Source organism: Psychrobacter sp. SC65A.3, from assembly GCF_025642195.1.
Classification (GTDB): domain Bacteria; phylum Pseudomonadota; class Gammaproteobacteria; order Pseudomonadales; family Moraxellaceae; genus Psychrobacter; species Psychrobacter cryohalolentis.
In genome coordinates this window covers 1949123-1963434 of record NZ_CP106752.1, presented here as the reverse complement: position 1 = coordinate 1963434, position 14312 = coordinate 1949123, and the positions used below count along the sequence as shown (strand labels likewise).

Below are 14312 nucleotides of genomic sequence, written 5' to 3'. Positions count from 1 at the left end.
AAATAAATAGGATAATAGTAATATGGATGAAGGTTGAATGATGCATTGATATGATAGATTAAAGCAAAATACCTTGCTCATTGGCAATTTGTGCAATCAGCTCATAAGCAATGCTACCCTTAAAGGGAATTTTTGGCAGCTTTGATAGATCAAAAAAATCTGCATGTGATAGCTCATCTTCTTGTATAACGATATCGCCATCTGCATAAGATGCTCGAAAGCCCAGCATCAAATTAGACGGAAACGGCCATGGTTGACTGTTCACATAGCGAATATCGGACAAGCTAAGACCCACTTCTTCTGCCACTTCGCGTACCACAGCATGCTCTAGACTTTCACCTACTTCTACAAAGCCTGCAATCAAACCGTATAGTAACGGTTGGGGCGACTGTAATAAATGAGAGGCTGTTTTTTGCTGACCGTAACGATGATGATGAGCCAATAAAATTTGCATTTCACCCGTTTTCGGGTTGGGTCGAGTAATGGCGGTAATGACGCAGGGCTGTACACGCGGATACTGACGCAATCGACAAACGTCACAAACCATGGCACGCTCACCGCATTTGGCAGCTACAGTGCGTGCCGCGCAGCGACTACAAAACTGTGTATCTGCTTGCCAACGAAGTAGTTGTATGGCTTGGCTAAGCTGAGCAGCGAATGCTATGGGCAGGTGCGTGATAAGCTGTCGATAAGGTATAAAAGTGTTAATACTGTTCTCTACATGGCTAATAACGCTGCTATCCAAGTCACTACTTGTTAATTCATCACTGTCTAAAATACTGGGCAAGGCGATATTATGTGCTATTGCATAATCATAAGTGATAGAGCGGCTTGCTTGTACAGTGACAGCATTAGCGTTATCAGTATCATCTACATCACTCGGCAGCCAGCTATTGGGCGCTAAGCTATCAAATAATGTAACCTGTCCTAATTGATAAGCTTGCTCATTACTGATATTAAAGTGTGCTAGCTCAACCTGTAAAGGCCACCAGCCATTAGGCGTTTGACGACATAAGATCGTTTCATCAGATAGGACAAAGGCGCGGATCATCATATAGGTTTCCAAACGGTCAAAGACAAGCTCATATCAGCTTGTCTTTGTATAAAAATTTAAATAAATGATTAAGCGGCAAGCAATTGGCTTAAGCTATGCTGCCCAACATCCAATGCTTGTTTGCTGACAGGGCGATTGTTCTCGAAACCGTCTAGATGATGGTCAACTGCCATGATAACATCAGCAATATAAGATAAGGTGCCATCATCGATACGATTACCACTATTGATACGTTGCTGTAAATAATTTGCCAATTGACTGAGCATACTGGCAGGCGTTGGCAATTGCAAGAAGCGTACCGCACCGCTTACTTGACGTAGCATTTCAGGGGTATTTTGAATATTAAGAATATCGCGCTCAGGCTCCGCAAGGTAGTCATTGATTGCTTGTTCAGCACTGGCAATTGCCGTACGACTCTCTTCTATCAAGGTATCATAAGCGGTATTCAGCTGATGTAGTGAGATATGAGGATTGTTCAACGGCAGATAAATTGCACCTGGAGTATGCATCTCAGCCATGGCGATGGTCGCGTTTTCTGCATGCATGAGTGCCAATAATAAATGATCAAAATCTTCTGGAGTAGGCGAGCGCCATGTGCTGACGGCTTCTGACGCTTTAATCAGGCTATTGGCGGCATTAGATAGACCAAGAAGATGCAACGCAGAGCTTAAAGTAGTGAGTTCTTCAATAATTTGCGAGGTCTGCATATCGACTGGATTGATTGAGTCACCACGGGCATAGCTGTCGACATTTTCTTTAATCGTATTGATTTGAGTCTGGATAATGATATTCAAAGTATCCGTCAGCTCACGGTTTGGACCAAACAAGAAGCGCTCCATCTGCTGGCGCTGTGGATCTTCTAAACGGTTGGCGGCGTATTGATCGCGCAGCATTTTTGCCGCTTCAGTATCACGTTGTCCGGCAAAACTGACCAAATCAGCAAAACGCGTATCCATGACAGGCAAATAGCTTTGGAATTGCTGCTCAACATAAATAAGCGTGTGCTTTTGAGTGACATTAAGCGGCAGTATGGCTGCGATATCAGTGACCGCAGCGGACGCTGCTTGCCAAAATAGACTGCTGGTATTTTTCGCTATCAAAGCACATGCCGCTGACATAGCATCCAATTTTTGCTGATCATCTTGATTGATGTTGCCATCCCGATTGACCAAAGTAACGCCAAGCCCACTACGATAAGCATAGGTCAGTAGCTCTTGATCAAGGTTGAGCTCATTTAGCGGCTGAAAATTCTTTTCAGGATCGGCGATAATGACGCTACTATTACCAAAAGCAGAAAAATAATCAGCAGCAATAGGCGCTATTTGGCTATGAGCATTTAGCTTATTAATAATAGGTAGTAATAAAGTAGGCTCTACCGACTCAGTCAGCAGCACAAATTCAACATAACGATCAAGCGTCATGATCGCTTCGGACAGATCCATGATTAAGTCAATATCACTATTGTCGCCACTGTCATAAAGCTCCTGTAAACCGTGTACAATCGCATTATTGAGTGCCTCTGCACCCACCAAAGATATCAGCTCAAAAATACAAGAAAGCTGTTTTAATACAATAATAGAGTCTAATAATAATGGCGCTTGGCTATTGTCGTCATTAAATTCGCCCAAATGAATCTCAGTATCTTTGAGTATGACCTTGACCTCATCGTGCAATAAGTGCAGCGATGGCAAATTAAAGTCAGTAACACTAAGCGTTGGCGCGGTCAATTTTATTTGCGTAGAGTGGTTCATAATTATTTTTTCCATAAGATACTGACGAAAATAGCAAATAGTTAGAGAGTAAATTAAAAAATAGCGCTAGATAAGGTTTTACTTTTTATCGTTATAATAATCAAGACTATATTCTCTAATCGCCAATATAAGAAGCGATTTTAATGTCTGTTACATTTTGGCTTTCAGCTCAGGATAATCTTCTGCGAGCGATGCATACCAGCTTTTATTGGCGCCCTCATCAGTACTTGACTCAAGCAATAAAGTTGCTAAATTGGCAAAGCTAGCATGGGCTGTGTGTCCGCCATCCGCTTGCGCGTCATCCTCAATGCCTAGCGTTACTTGTCCGCCAGTCATCGCCAAATAGACTTCTGCTAAAATCTCTGAATCTAGTAATGCCCCGTGAAAGGTACGGTCTTGCTTGCCCACGTCTAAACGACGTACGAGAGCATCAAGAGTATTTTTCTGTCCAGGATACTGCTGCTTTGCCATGACCAGTGAGTCGGTCACTTTTACTCGCTCAGCAAAGTCATGCATGCCAACTTTGGCAAACTCCATATTTAAGAAGTTCATATCAAACGAGGCATTATGAGCGATGACTTCTGCACCATCCATAAAGTCATAGAGCGACTGCGCGACTTGGTCAAAGGTTGGTTTGTCCGTTAAAAACGCTTCAGAAATACCGTGAATTCGAATAACTTCTTCATCCATACCGCGCTGTGGGTTGATATAGACGTGGAGCTTTTCGCCGGTGAACTTACGTCCGATCATCTCTACAATACCGACTTCGATAATGCGATCGCCTTTTAGCGGATCAAGACCGGTGGTCTCAGTATCCATAATGAGCTGACGATCAGATTCATGACGATGGATTGGCTTGGGTAGCAGCGGTATAAAATACGGATTGGCACGGCTGGTATCACCATCGAATTTTGGCGTATCTGCTTCAACATTAGTAACCATGTTGGACGCATGGTTATTGATACTTGTGTCAATCAAAGGCGTCTGGGCGTCTGGCATTTCTATAGCACTCATTGAATTGGTGGCATTGTACGGACTAATATTTTCTTCAGCGAAAGCATGAGTATTTATTACATTGTCATTATAACTTTGATTCTCTAGTAGTTCGGCATCAAGCTCATCATCCATCATATCAAAACCTAATGGATCAAAATTTAGCCAATCATCGCTGCTTGATGGCTTTTTATCAGCTGTTATTTGCTCTTTTTTTTTAATGTTATCTTGAGTCTCTATTATCGAATATTCACTACGTGAGGTCACACCTAGGTTCGCAAGCTCATCCGCTTTTTCATTGCCAGCATGTCCAGCATGACCTTTTACCCAATGCCAATCAACATCGCGTCGCTGACAGAGCTCATCGAGTCGCTGCCATAGGTCTTGATTGGCGACGGGTTTTTTACTGGCCGTTTTCCAGCCTCTTTTTTTCCAACCTTCAATCCACTCAGTGATGCCTTTTTTGACATAACTTGAGTCTGTCCAAATCTCGAGTTTTTGCTCATGCGGGCTATAGGTCAATGCTTGTATCGCACCCATCAATTCCATACGATTATTGGTTGTTTCTTTATCACCGCCATAAAAATCCTGCGTCCGTCCGTCGCTAAATATCAGATGAGCGCCCCAGCCACCAGCACCAGGATTGCCTTTACACGCGCCATCTGTGTAAGCAACCGTAGTGTCTGCTTTGGCAGCCAATGGGTTTATGGCATTACTGGTGTTAAATGGCTGCGCTGCGCTGCGATTTTCTGACATAAAAATTTACTGACCTAATAGAGAATAAATACAGGATATAGCGAAGCGATTTCACTGATATATTGGAGGTTAATTCTAGCTACCTATGTTGGAATTGAGTATAACAAATCCAGCGTTAATAGGGGCAATTGCCATGCACAAAAAACCAAAAACAGATATCCTAATAGTAAGCTTATCGTTTTCTGTTAAAATAGAGCGGTTGTAAGGATATGTCTAGCCAGACATTAACTATAATTTGCTTAACTAAAGCTTTCAATGCTCGAATGCAGGATTACCCTATGATGTCCTTAGCCTCAAAACCTTCTTCTAAAAACCTCAGCCATTTGATGATTACGATGGCTGCGAGCAGTATGCTGCTTTTGAGCGCTTGTAATGATAGTAATACCCAAGCGGATACCAAAAAGGTTGAGAAGGTAGCAGATTTATCTATCTTTGAGGGCTGTTATACCGTCAGTCATGATGAGCCGGCGCAAATAAAAGTCAGCCAACAGGGCGGCGCATGGGTCATGCAGATGAAAGAGCCTGCAAGTGCCAAACGTGTTTGGGATGATGCTGAGCCGTTAGAGGTGATTGAAAATAGCGACATACCACAGTTTTTTTCTATTGATCCTGATAATGTCGATGCGGTGATTGGTCGTCCGGATAGAGTGTTGGTATTAGCTCATGTTAAGCCTGTTTATGCCAATATCGATCCGCTACTTGATAGTGAGTACTTGTCTTATATCTATAAAGGGGCAAACACTATTTATCGAGTCGAATGTGATGACGTTAATACTGATATTTTGGCCAATCCTCATGCCAATATTGTCATTGATAATGTTAAAGAGACTATTTAGTTAGGTATTATCAGTCAATATTACATATCTGTTATTTATGATAAAAAGTGCTTTTTTATCAATACAATTTTGTTATAAACCGTCGTATCATTAGAGTTAGGCAATATGAATTTTTTTAGTTATGTGGTGTTGGGTGGGTTTTCGTATGCGGCTGGTTGGGCGATACGAACCTATGTATTAAACAAAAAACCTGAACCTGAGCAGAATTATAATCTAAAGCATCCAGCTATCTTGGCGTATTTGGGCGGGTTCTTTATTATTATGTTGATTGTCTCATGGCTCATCGGTCGCTACGTGCTTGGGCACGCCAGCATTGATGTGCCATTTATTATCATAAACAGTCTGGTTGCAACCTTTGTCTATTCGTTCGGTCTCAATCCAGAAAAAGCCCGTTATGATGTGCCGGATTAATGGCTTTTTGCACAAGTAAAATTAATAGAGATATTGTTATTCTCATAAAAAGACACGGTCGATGAATACCTCATTGAACGTGTCTTTATAGCAAATACTATAGGAAGTTATGTTGGCTATGTTGCTTAACAAAGACTGCTAGGCAGCTATAACGACTTTTTAGTATCTACCTTATCATCTTCCGCTTTAGACTCTTCGTCTTTATCTGATTTTTCCGTACTTTTATCTTTGAGCTTTTTATTAGTAGGCTTTGAGTCTTTATCTTCAGATGTGCTTTGTTGATCTTTCCAAGTTTTGTACTTCCGCAAATCTTTTTCCATGAGCTTGAGACAAAATTTCAGTACCAAAGCATCATCGATTCGACCGATAAAAGGGATAAAGTCTGGAATAAGATCAATAGGGTTTATAACATAGAGCAGACCAACCACTGCCGCTGAAATAGTTTTATAAGGGATATTACGATAGTTACCTTGGTAGTAGTCTTTTACCAAGCTCATGAGCAATAGTAAATCCTTGGTATAACGCTCAAGACCGCGACCGTTTTCAAGTTGGTCTTTTATTTTGTCTTCTTTACCCAAGATGAGTCTAATGCTATCCATTAGGCTTTTATTGTCTTTCTCTTTGTCAGCCATACTTATATTCCTTATTTTTTGTTAAAGACTATTGAACGCCCTTTACTATAACAAGAGTCGTCACTTCATCCAAATAAGGCTGTGAGTGATTCTGTAGCGTTTTGTTGACTAGCATAACAATGGGTTGAGCTGCCCTAGACAATCTTAAACCAAATTGCCGTCCCAACTTCCGTTATAATGCAATGTTTCAAAGATAAAGGCTTAGCGCATATTAAATGAAATCGCGTGCATTTAAAGCATCAATGCTAAAGAAGTATCCTTGTTAAACAAGCATTAACTGAATAGTACAAAAAGGTAAAATAATGACCAAGATATCTTCTGGACTTAATCGTCGCCAATTTTTATGTCAAGTCGGAATCAGTGCAGGGGCAGGATTATTAGTAACCCAAAGCATGACTCAGGCGCTAGCCGCCAATGCTATTCAGCAAGATAAAAGTACGCAGCTTACCAAAGATGACCTGCCAACGGCGTTAACATCACAAGAAGCAGCGCCCGAAACATTGCAGGCGCAAACGAGTTGTATCACGCCGAATATTGAGACGCGGCTTTTTGCCAGCTCTAATGTCGGTGGTAGTGACGAGCGCAATCAATTGGCGTTAGATCGCATGGCTTGTGCAGGTTTTAAAGTCGATAATCCTACGATTACCACTCGGCAGTATTTGCGCTTTGCAGGTACGGATTCGCAAAGAGCAAGTGATCTGCAAAATATCGCCACGGGTGCGATCAAAGCGCCAAAGCTGCTACTTGGTGTACGCGGTGGCTATGGTGCTGTGCGTCTATTGCCGATGGTGGATTGGTCAACGCTGGGACGCATTATGAAGGAGCGTGGCACGATACTCGCAGGCTTTAGTGATGTAACCGCTATTCAGTGCGCACTATTGGCAAAAGGAGGCATGAGCTCGCTTGCCGCCCCGATGCTTTACAGTGAGTTTGGCAAAACCAAACCCGACCAAGTCAGCTGTCGACAATTTGCGGAAGCATTAACCAATCCTAATCTGGCTGTCAACATACCAGATGCCTCTTTAACCAGTCCAAATTTACCGAGCATCTTGGCAAGCTCTGAGCCGAAAACGATAACGGGCACTATTTGGGGTGGCAATCTGAGCGTGGTGTCAGCGCTGGCAGGCAGTGAGTATGTGCCACGAATTGCTGGCGGTATCGTATTTTTAGAAGATGTCGGCGAGCAAGCCTATCGTATTGAGCGCATGCTGTATGATTTGTATTTGGCAGGTGTGTTTAAAGATCAGCAAGCCATCGTGTTTGGCGCGTTATCAGGTGCAGGTGAGGACAGCTATGACAAGCGTTATGATGTCGCCACCGTGATTCGTCAATTGCATAAGCTGACAGGATTGACGATTTATAGCGGCATGCGCTTTGGTCATATTGGTCAGAAACACAGTTTTCCACTGGGGGCGACGTGCCAGCTTAGCGCCAATACAGTCGGTGGCTATCAATTGGCATTTAGCGATTATCCCACTATTAAGTCGGACGCCATTCATGTCGAAGGCTTGTGGCAATAAAATTTAGGTCTATAGTCGAATCCAAATAAATCAGTTACATGGCTATCAAGTTGCTCAATGAAAAGTTGTTTTTCTTGCGTGCTGTGCCTACGCCGATAGATGCTGCGCAAAACAACTTTTCGTCTCGCTGTATCGTTTTTATATCGAATTAACTACATAAAATTTTTGCTGTGATAAATTTGCTTCAGCAACGTATTACTTTGAAAAAATACACTATAAAGTTAAATCGCCAGTCTCGAAAATTTCTCCTGATATTCTTTCGGGGTCAGTTCAGTAGCGCGTTTAAAAAGCCTAGTGAATGAGGAAATATCATCGTAACCAACTTGCTCCGCTAACGATTTTATCGTCACATCGCCCAATTCCAGTAAGCGCTTTGCCTGCTCAATTCTGACTGCTTGAATATACTCAATCGGGCGCATCGCAACGCAGGATTGAAAGCGTCTATTTAACGTGCGTGGGGTGATATTTACCATAGCTGCCAAGCCGCTAACTTGAATAGATTGCTTGAAGTTTTCCTCGATAAACTCTTGTACTTGTTTAACCAGTTGATCTGAATGTGGTTTATGCAACGTCACATTGGTATAGCTGTTTTGATTGCCTCTTTTACTATCAATAATCTGGGTTTTTGCCACTTGGGTAGAAATCTCACGCCCACAATAACGCTCTATCAATAGCAATCCCAAGTCATAAAAGGCGCTACCACCTGCCGCACAAAATATATTGCCTGATTGGTGTGCTGAATCACTTTTTGGCTGGCTTTTTGATTGGTTCTTTGATGGATTCTTTGATTGAGTGACAAATTGATTCTCTTGCAAATCAACCAGTGGAAAATCTGCCTTAAACTTACTGGCATAGCCCCAATGAGTAGTCGCTACTTTGCCATCGAGCAAGCCTGCTTTTGCCAAAAAGAAAGCCCCGCTACAATTACTAGCGATATCCGCTTTGGTATTCGCCAGTCGCTTGATGTGCGGAATTAAATCGCTATTTTGGCTCAATACTTTATCGATTGAATCGCCAATGGTTGGAATTAATAGTAAGTCGCACTCTGCGACTTCCTGAATATCGCAATGCGCGCGCATGATTAAACGGTTGCTGCATCTAATATCCGCGCCACCTAAGCTTGCAATCTGCACGTCAAACCTTGGTTCTACTGCCTCATCCAAAAACCGTTGCCAGCTGACGCCAGTAAACGAAAATAAATCTAACGCCCCAGCGAGCACACTGCCGAGCACGCCATCGAAGCCAACGATAATCACTTTAAACGGTTTGAAGTAGGGCAAAATTTGGCTTCCTTTAAGTGTATGCAAATTTATGGCTGATATTCATCAGCCGCACGATACGTAATTTGAAATTCACTCACCATAGGTTAGAGAGAATGTCTTATTTGACCATAATTATGTCATAAATGACAATACGGCAAGGCGTTAAATTAGATTAATATCAATGAATCACCAAATTTAATGAGTTAATGAGAATACTATGGCAGCAGATACGCTTATCAATGACTTTGAGTTACCGTTCCAACTATATGATGTATTGGGTACTGAACATTTAACCGAGCATCCGAAGTTTGCAGAACACAGCCGCGAAACCTTCGATGCAGTATTAGACACTGCCAATAAAATCGCGACCAATTTATTCTTGCCCCATAACCATGTGGCAGATAAAAACGAGCCACAGTTCGATGGCAAAAAAGTCAGCATGATAAGTGACGTAAAAGTCGCCTTTGATGCGTTTCGTGAGTCGGGCTTCATCGCTGGTCGTTATAGCTTTGACGATGGCGGCATGCAATTACCCGAAACGGTTATGACCGCAGTGGCAGGCTATTTTATGGCGGCCAACCCATCAACGACGGCTTATCCATTTTTGACCACGGCGGCGATTAATGTCATCTCACATTTCGCCAGTGATGAGATTAAAAATGCCTTTATGCCGCGTATGCTAACGGGTGAATTTACCGGCACGATGGCATTAACTGAGCCACATGCTGGCTCATCGCTTGCCGATATCAAAACTACCGCCGTTAAACAAGACGACGGCAGCTATCGCGTCAAAGGCAGCAAGATTTATATCTCAGCAGGCGATCACGAATTGTCTGACAATATCGTGCATTTGGTATTAGCCAAAGTGCCGGGCGGTCCTGGTGGTGTCAAAGGTATCTCTTTATTTGCCGTACCCAAGTATCGACTCAATGACGATGCATCGGTTGGCGAGCGCAATGACGTGCATTTAACGGGACTTATTCATAAGCTGGGCTATCGAGGTGCGACTTCTACCGCATTAAGCTTTGGCGATGCAGGCGAGTGCTATGGCTATCTTATCGGCGAAGAGCATTTTGGTCTGCGTTACATGTTTAAAATGATGAATGAAGCACGTATCGCGGTTGGTTTTGGCGCGGCGATGATTGGCTATCGTGGTTATCAGTATTCGCTCGATTATGCCAAAGACAGAACGCAGGGCAGAATTGCACCGAATAATAAACCTGAAGATGCAGCAACGGCGATTATCCAGCATGGCGATGTGAAGCGTATGTTGCTTGCGCAAAAAGCCTATAGCGAGGGCGGCATTTCACTGTGTTTATATGGCTCAAACCTGATTGACCGTATCAATACTTGTGAAGATGCAACATTAAAAGCTGAGCTATCAGAACTGCTGGATTTATTAACCCCAGTATTAAAAGCATGGCCATCTGAATATGGGCCCAAAGCCAATGATTTAGGCATTCAAGTATTGGGCGGTGCAGGCTATACGCGCGAGTATCAAGCCGAGCAGTTTTGGCGTGACAATCGTCTCAATCCCATTCATGAAGGCACAAATGGTGTGCAAGCGTTAGATTTATCATTCCGTAAGTTATGGCAAAACAAGGGTCTTGGTATTCAAATTCTAAAACGTGAAATTACCCAAGACTTAGAAAGCATTACCACGCCCGAGACTGCCAAACTTGCCGGTAAATTGATGCCTTATATGGGTCATCTGCATGAAGTATTGGTGCATCTAAGCAAAATCCTGCAAACGGAAAAAGCACTAACGCTGACTGGTAACGCACAAGCATTGATGAATATCTTTGCCTCTATCGTGGTCAGCTGGATTTGGATTCGCCAAGCCAGTAAAGCTGAGCAATTGCTAAGCGAGACAACAGATATTGAAAAGCAGAATTTCTATCAAGGGAAAATACAAGCAGCCAAATACTTTATCGATTGGGAATTGCCGTTAATCAATCGCGACATCGAACTGTTAAATAATGACAATGCGGTATGTACCAATATGCAAGCAGAATGGTTTTAAGTGACTGTTTGGAATGTTTTCAACATAAGAACATGCCTGAACAATACGACTAATGTGATGCTGGGATGAATTTTTCGAAGTCTTTGGAGTGCAAAGCGCACAGCAAGCGAGAAAAATTTATCCCAGAAGAACGCTTTTTAATATATTTGGCTTATTTTTAATAAACTCTTTTTAAGCAAACGATACCAATGGCTTTTTATAAAAATTTAAAGGAATAAATAATGACAACAATGAATAAGCAGTGGCGCTTAAAAGAAAGACCTGTTGGCGCACCGAGTTCGCAGACTTGGGATTATACTGAGTCAGAACTACCGATTATCACAGACGGTCAGTTACTGATAAAAATTGAATATATTTCGATGGATCCAGCGATGCGTGGCTGGTTAAACGATGCCAAATCTTATATCGAACCAGTACAGATTGGTGATGTCATGCGCGCGGGTACCGTGGGCGAAGTCATTGAAAGTAAGCATGAGAAGTTTGCCGTCGGCGATTATGTCTGTGGTCACAATGGCGTGCAGTCATATGCGGTCAGTGATGGTAATGGGTTATACAAAGTCGATCCAAACCTTGCACCCTTATCTTATTACTTAGGCGTGCTCGGTATGCCAGGTATGACTGGCTACTTTGGCTTATTAAAAACTGGTGAGCCAAAAGCTGGCGAGACGGTGGTCGTCTCTGGTGCTGCGGGTGCCGTTGGTGGCTTGGTTGGACAGATTGCCAAACTAAAAGGCTGCCGTGTCGTTGGTATCGCAGGCGGTGCTGAGAAATGTAAATTCTTAGTTGATGAGCTAGGTTTCGATGCTGCAGTAGATTATAAAAATGAGGATGTCAAAAAAGGCTTAAAGCAAGCTTGTCCAAACGGTGTCGATGTCTTCTTTGATAACGTAGGCGGCGATATCTTAAATGACGTCCTCACGCAAATTAATCTGCGCGCGCGTATCGTGATTTGCGGTGCGATTAGCCAATATAACAACACCACAGCGGTAAAAGGGCCGTCAAATTATTTATCCTTATTGGTCAATCGTGCCCGTATGGAAGGCATCGTTGTCTTTGATAATATTAAAGAGTATCCAATCGCGATGAAAGAGATTGCTGGCTGGATTCAGTCAGGTGATATGAAAGTAAAAGATCATATCGTTGAAGGTATCGAGACTTTCCCAGATACCCTGATGATGCTTTTTAAAGGTGAAAACTTCGGCAAACTGGTACTTAAGGTAGAGGGATAGATCATGACACTGAATACAAACGGAATTTCATCAGATGTAACGGGCAAAAGAATTTTGATCACGGGCGGTGCGTCTGGCATCGGTGCGGTTAGCGCGTTATTGCTAGCCAGTCGCGGCGCAAAAGTTGTGATCGGTGATATGGCCGAAGAGATGGGCGCTGCGGTTGCTAAGCAAGGTCAAGACGCTGGCAATAGTATCGTCTTTAAAAAGGTCGATGTGACGAGTGGCGACGAAGTACGCGCGTTGTTTGCCTTTGCCATGGAAACGTTGGGTGGTCTTGATGTCGTGGTAAATAATGCGGGCATCGACCATCAGCCTGCACCGATGCATGAGCTAAGCGATGAGGACTTTGACCGTAATATTGCCGTTAATCTAAAAGGCGTCTGGCATTGCATGCGTGCGGCTGTTACTTGTATGGCAGCCAATGGTGGCGGTCACGTGATTAATGTGGCATCCATCGCAGGGCTGCGTTCTGCGCCGTTATTGTCAGCATATAGCGCCGCTAAACATGGCGTGATGGGACTGACCAAGTCTGCTGCTCATGAATATGCGCGCGTCAATATTCGCTTTAACGCCGTCTGTCCAAGCTTTATTGACACCCCTATGGTGCAAAATACCATGGCGAAGATGGGCGAGCGCGCGCAAAAAGCAACAATTAATGCCAGCCCGCTACGTCGTTTAGGGACAGTTGATGAAGTATCCGGCGCGATTGCATGGCTCGCGAGCGATGAAAGCAGCTTTATGAATGGTCATGCGTTTACCCTTGATGGTGGCATGTTGGCTTAGCTGACTTAATGCAATTTCTTAAAACGATTGGTATGAAATTTCTAAGCTAAGTATCTCAGAGCTGGTAAAAATTTTCTTGCTTGCTGTGTGCGTTGCACTCCAGAGGCTGCAAAAATTTCTTCCAGCTCTGCTACACATTTAAAATGTATAAATAATATATTTAAAAATATAAGGAATAATAATGAAAGATTTATTTGATTTAACGGGTAAGATTGCTTTGGTCACAGGTGCTAGTCGTGGTATTGGCGAATCTATTGCACGCTTATTAGCTTCTAGAGGCGCGCACGTCATTGTCTCTAGCCGTAAAATTGATGCTTGCCAAGCGGTCGCTGATAGCATTGTCGCTGATGGTCACAAAGCCAGTGCCTTTGCGTGCCATGTCGGAAATATGGATCAGATTGATGCTATTTTTGAGCACATCAAAAGTGAGTTCGGTCAAATCGATATTTTAGTCAATAATGCCGCTGCAAACCCTTATTATGGTCATATCTTAGATACGGACTTAGCCGCTTTTGATAAGACCGTTGAAGTCAATATTCGTGGTTATTTCTTTATGTCGACAGCTGCTGGTAAGATGATGCGCGAGCAGGGCGGCGGGGTTATCTTAAATACCGCTTCGGTCAATGGCTTAGTCGCAGGTGACAAGCAAGGCATCTATTCAATCACCAAAGCTGCTGTGATTAGCATGACTAAAGCGTTTGCAAAAGAGTGTGGCCCATTGAACATTCGTGTCAACGCGTTGTTGCCTGGTTTAACCGATACTAAGTTTGCCTCAGCGTTAACGACTAATGATAAAGTCTTAAAAATGGCGCTACATGCAATTCCATTAGGACGCGTAGCAGATCCAGATGAGATGGCTGGCACGGTATTATATCTAGTGTCTGATGCGTCAAGCTATACGACGGGCGCAACGATCGTTGTTGATGGTGGGATGTTGGCTTAGTTAGCCGTTCGCCCTCTAAAAGTAGAGCCATTTTTAAAACCGTATGCTGATAAATGGCATACGGTTTTTTATTTGGTTATAGTAAGTACTAATATTTTAAGTAACAGTGTTTGAAA

At 43.1% G+C, this 14312-nt stretch carries 12 protein-coding genes; 7 read left to right on the top strand and 5 right to left on the bottom strand.

Translation table 11 applies throughout. The features are described from left to right. Positions 1-58: 58 nt before the first annotated feature. The 3 genes from nudC to dnaQ form a co-directional block, all read right to left on the bottom strand. Entirely contained in the window at positions 59-1054 is a 996-nt protein-coding gene (gene nudC, locus OEG80_RS08250; RefSeq protein WP_263240324.1) for an NAD(+) diphosphatase, read from the bottom strand. A 68-nt stretch (positions 1055-1122) separates the two neighbouring features. Beyond that, positions 1123-2805 (bottom strand): hypothetical protein, encoded by a 1683-nt coding sequence (locus tag OEG80_RS08245; RefSeq protein ID WP_262880822.1) that lies wholly within the window; start codon positions 2803-2805, stop codon positions 1123-1125. Positions 2806-2955: 150 nt separating this feature from the next. After that, positions 2956-4554 carry a DNA polymerase III subunit epsilon gene (dnaQ, locus tag OEG80_RS08240; RefSeq protein WP_149408730.1) on the bottom strand — a complete coding sequence of 533 codons (1599 nt, stop codon included), beginning with the start codon at positions 4552-4554 and terminating at the stop codon, positions 2956-2958. A 278-nt stretch (positions 4555-4832) separates the two neighbouring features. Here dnaQ and OEG80_RS08235 point away from each other — a divergent pair, with 278 nt between their 5' ends. Together OEG80_RS08235 and OEG80_RS08230 are read left to right on the top strand one after the other, a co-directional pair. Continuing rightward, positions 4833-5390, top strand: a complete 558-nt coding sequence (locus OEG80_RS08235) for a hypothetical protein (RefSeq protein ID WP_149408729.1) — start codon at positions 4833-4835, stop codon at positions 5388-5390. A gap of 105 nt (positions 5391-5495) precedes the next feature. Continuing rightward, positions 5496-5801 carry a hypothetical protein gene (locus OEG80_RS08230; RefSeq protein ID WP_149408728.1) on the top strand — a complete coding sequence of 102 codons (306 nt, stop codon included), beginning with the start codon at positions 5496-5498 and terminating at the stop codon, positions 5799-5801. Between the two features lie 146 nt (positions 5802-5947). Here OEG80_RS08230 and OEG80_RS08225 read toward each other — a convergent pair whose 3' ends face one another. Then, the gene (locus OEG80_RS08225; RefSeq protein WP_149408727.1) at positions 5948-6433 is read right to left on the bottom strand and encodes a YkvA family protein; all 486 of its coding nucleotides are present in this window, start codon (positions 6431-6433) and stop codon (positions 5948-5950) included. Between the two features lie 302 nt (positions 6434-6735). On the opposite strand from OEG80_RS08225, the gene OEG80_RS08220 reads away from it, so the two are divergent. Next, complete coding sequence (locus tag OEG80_RS08220) at positions 6736-7953, top strand: LD-carboxypeptidase (RefSeq protein ID WP_149408726.1); 1218 nt, start codon at positions 6736-6738, stop codon at positions 7951-7953. A 221-nt stretch (positions 7954-8174) separates the two neighbouring features. On the opposite strand, the gene OEG80_RS08215 is transcribed toward OEG80_RS08220, so the two are convergent. Then, positions 8175-9233 carry a GlxA family transcriptional regulator gene (locus OEG80_RS08215; protein ID WP_149408725.1) on the bottom strand — a complete coding sequence of 353 codons (1059 nt, stop codon included), beginning with the start codon at positions 9231-9233 and terminating at the stop codon, positions 8175-8177. 199 nt (positions 9234-9432) lie between these two features. Here OEG80_RS08215 and OEG80_RS08210 point away from each other — a divergent pair, with 199 nt between their 5' ends. From OEG80_RS08210 to OEG80_RS08195, 4 genes are all read left to right on the top strand, one after another. Then, positions 9433-11238: an acyl-CoA dehydrogenase gene (locus OEG80_RS08210; protein WP_149408724.1), complete on the top strand. Its 1806-nt coding sequence runs from the start codon at positions 9433-9435 to the stop codon at positions 11236-11238. 221 nt (positions 11239-11459) lie between these two features. Further along, the gene (locus OEG80_RS08205) at positions 11460-12467 is read left to right on the top strand and encodes an NADP-dependent oxidoreductase (RefSeq protein WP_149408723.1); all 1008 of its coding nucleotides are present in this window, start codon (positions 11460-11462) and stop codon (positions 12465-12467) included. A 3-nt stretch (positions 12468-12470) separates the two neighbouring features. Further along, positions 12471-13253: an SDR family NAD(P)-dependent oxidoreductase gene (locus tag OEG80_RS08200; RefSeq protein WP_149408722.1), complete on the top strand. Its 783-nt coding sequence runs from the start codon at positions 12471-12473 to the stop codon at positions 13251-13253. Positions 13254-13434: 181 nt separating this feature from the next. Beyond that, positions 13435-14196 carry an SDR family oxidoreductase gene (locus OEG80_RS08195; protein WP_020443142.1) on the top strand — a complete coding sequence of 254 codons (762 nt, stop codon included), beginning with the start codon at positions 13435-13437 and terminating at the stop codon, positions 14194-14196. Positions 14197-14312: the final 116 nt, after the last annotated feature.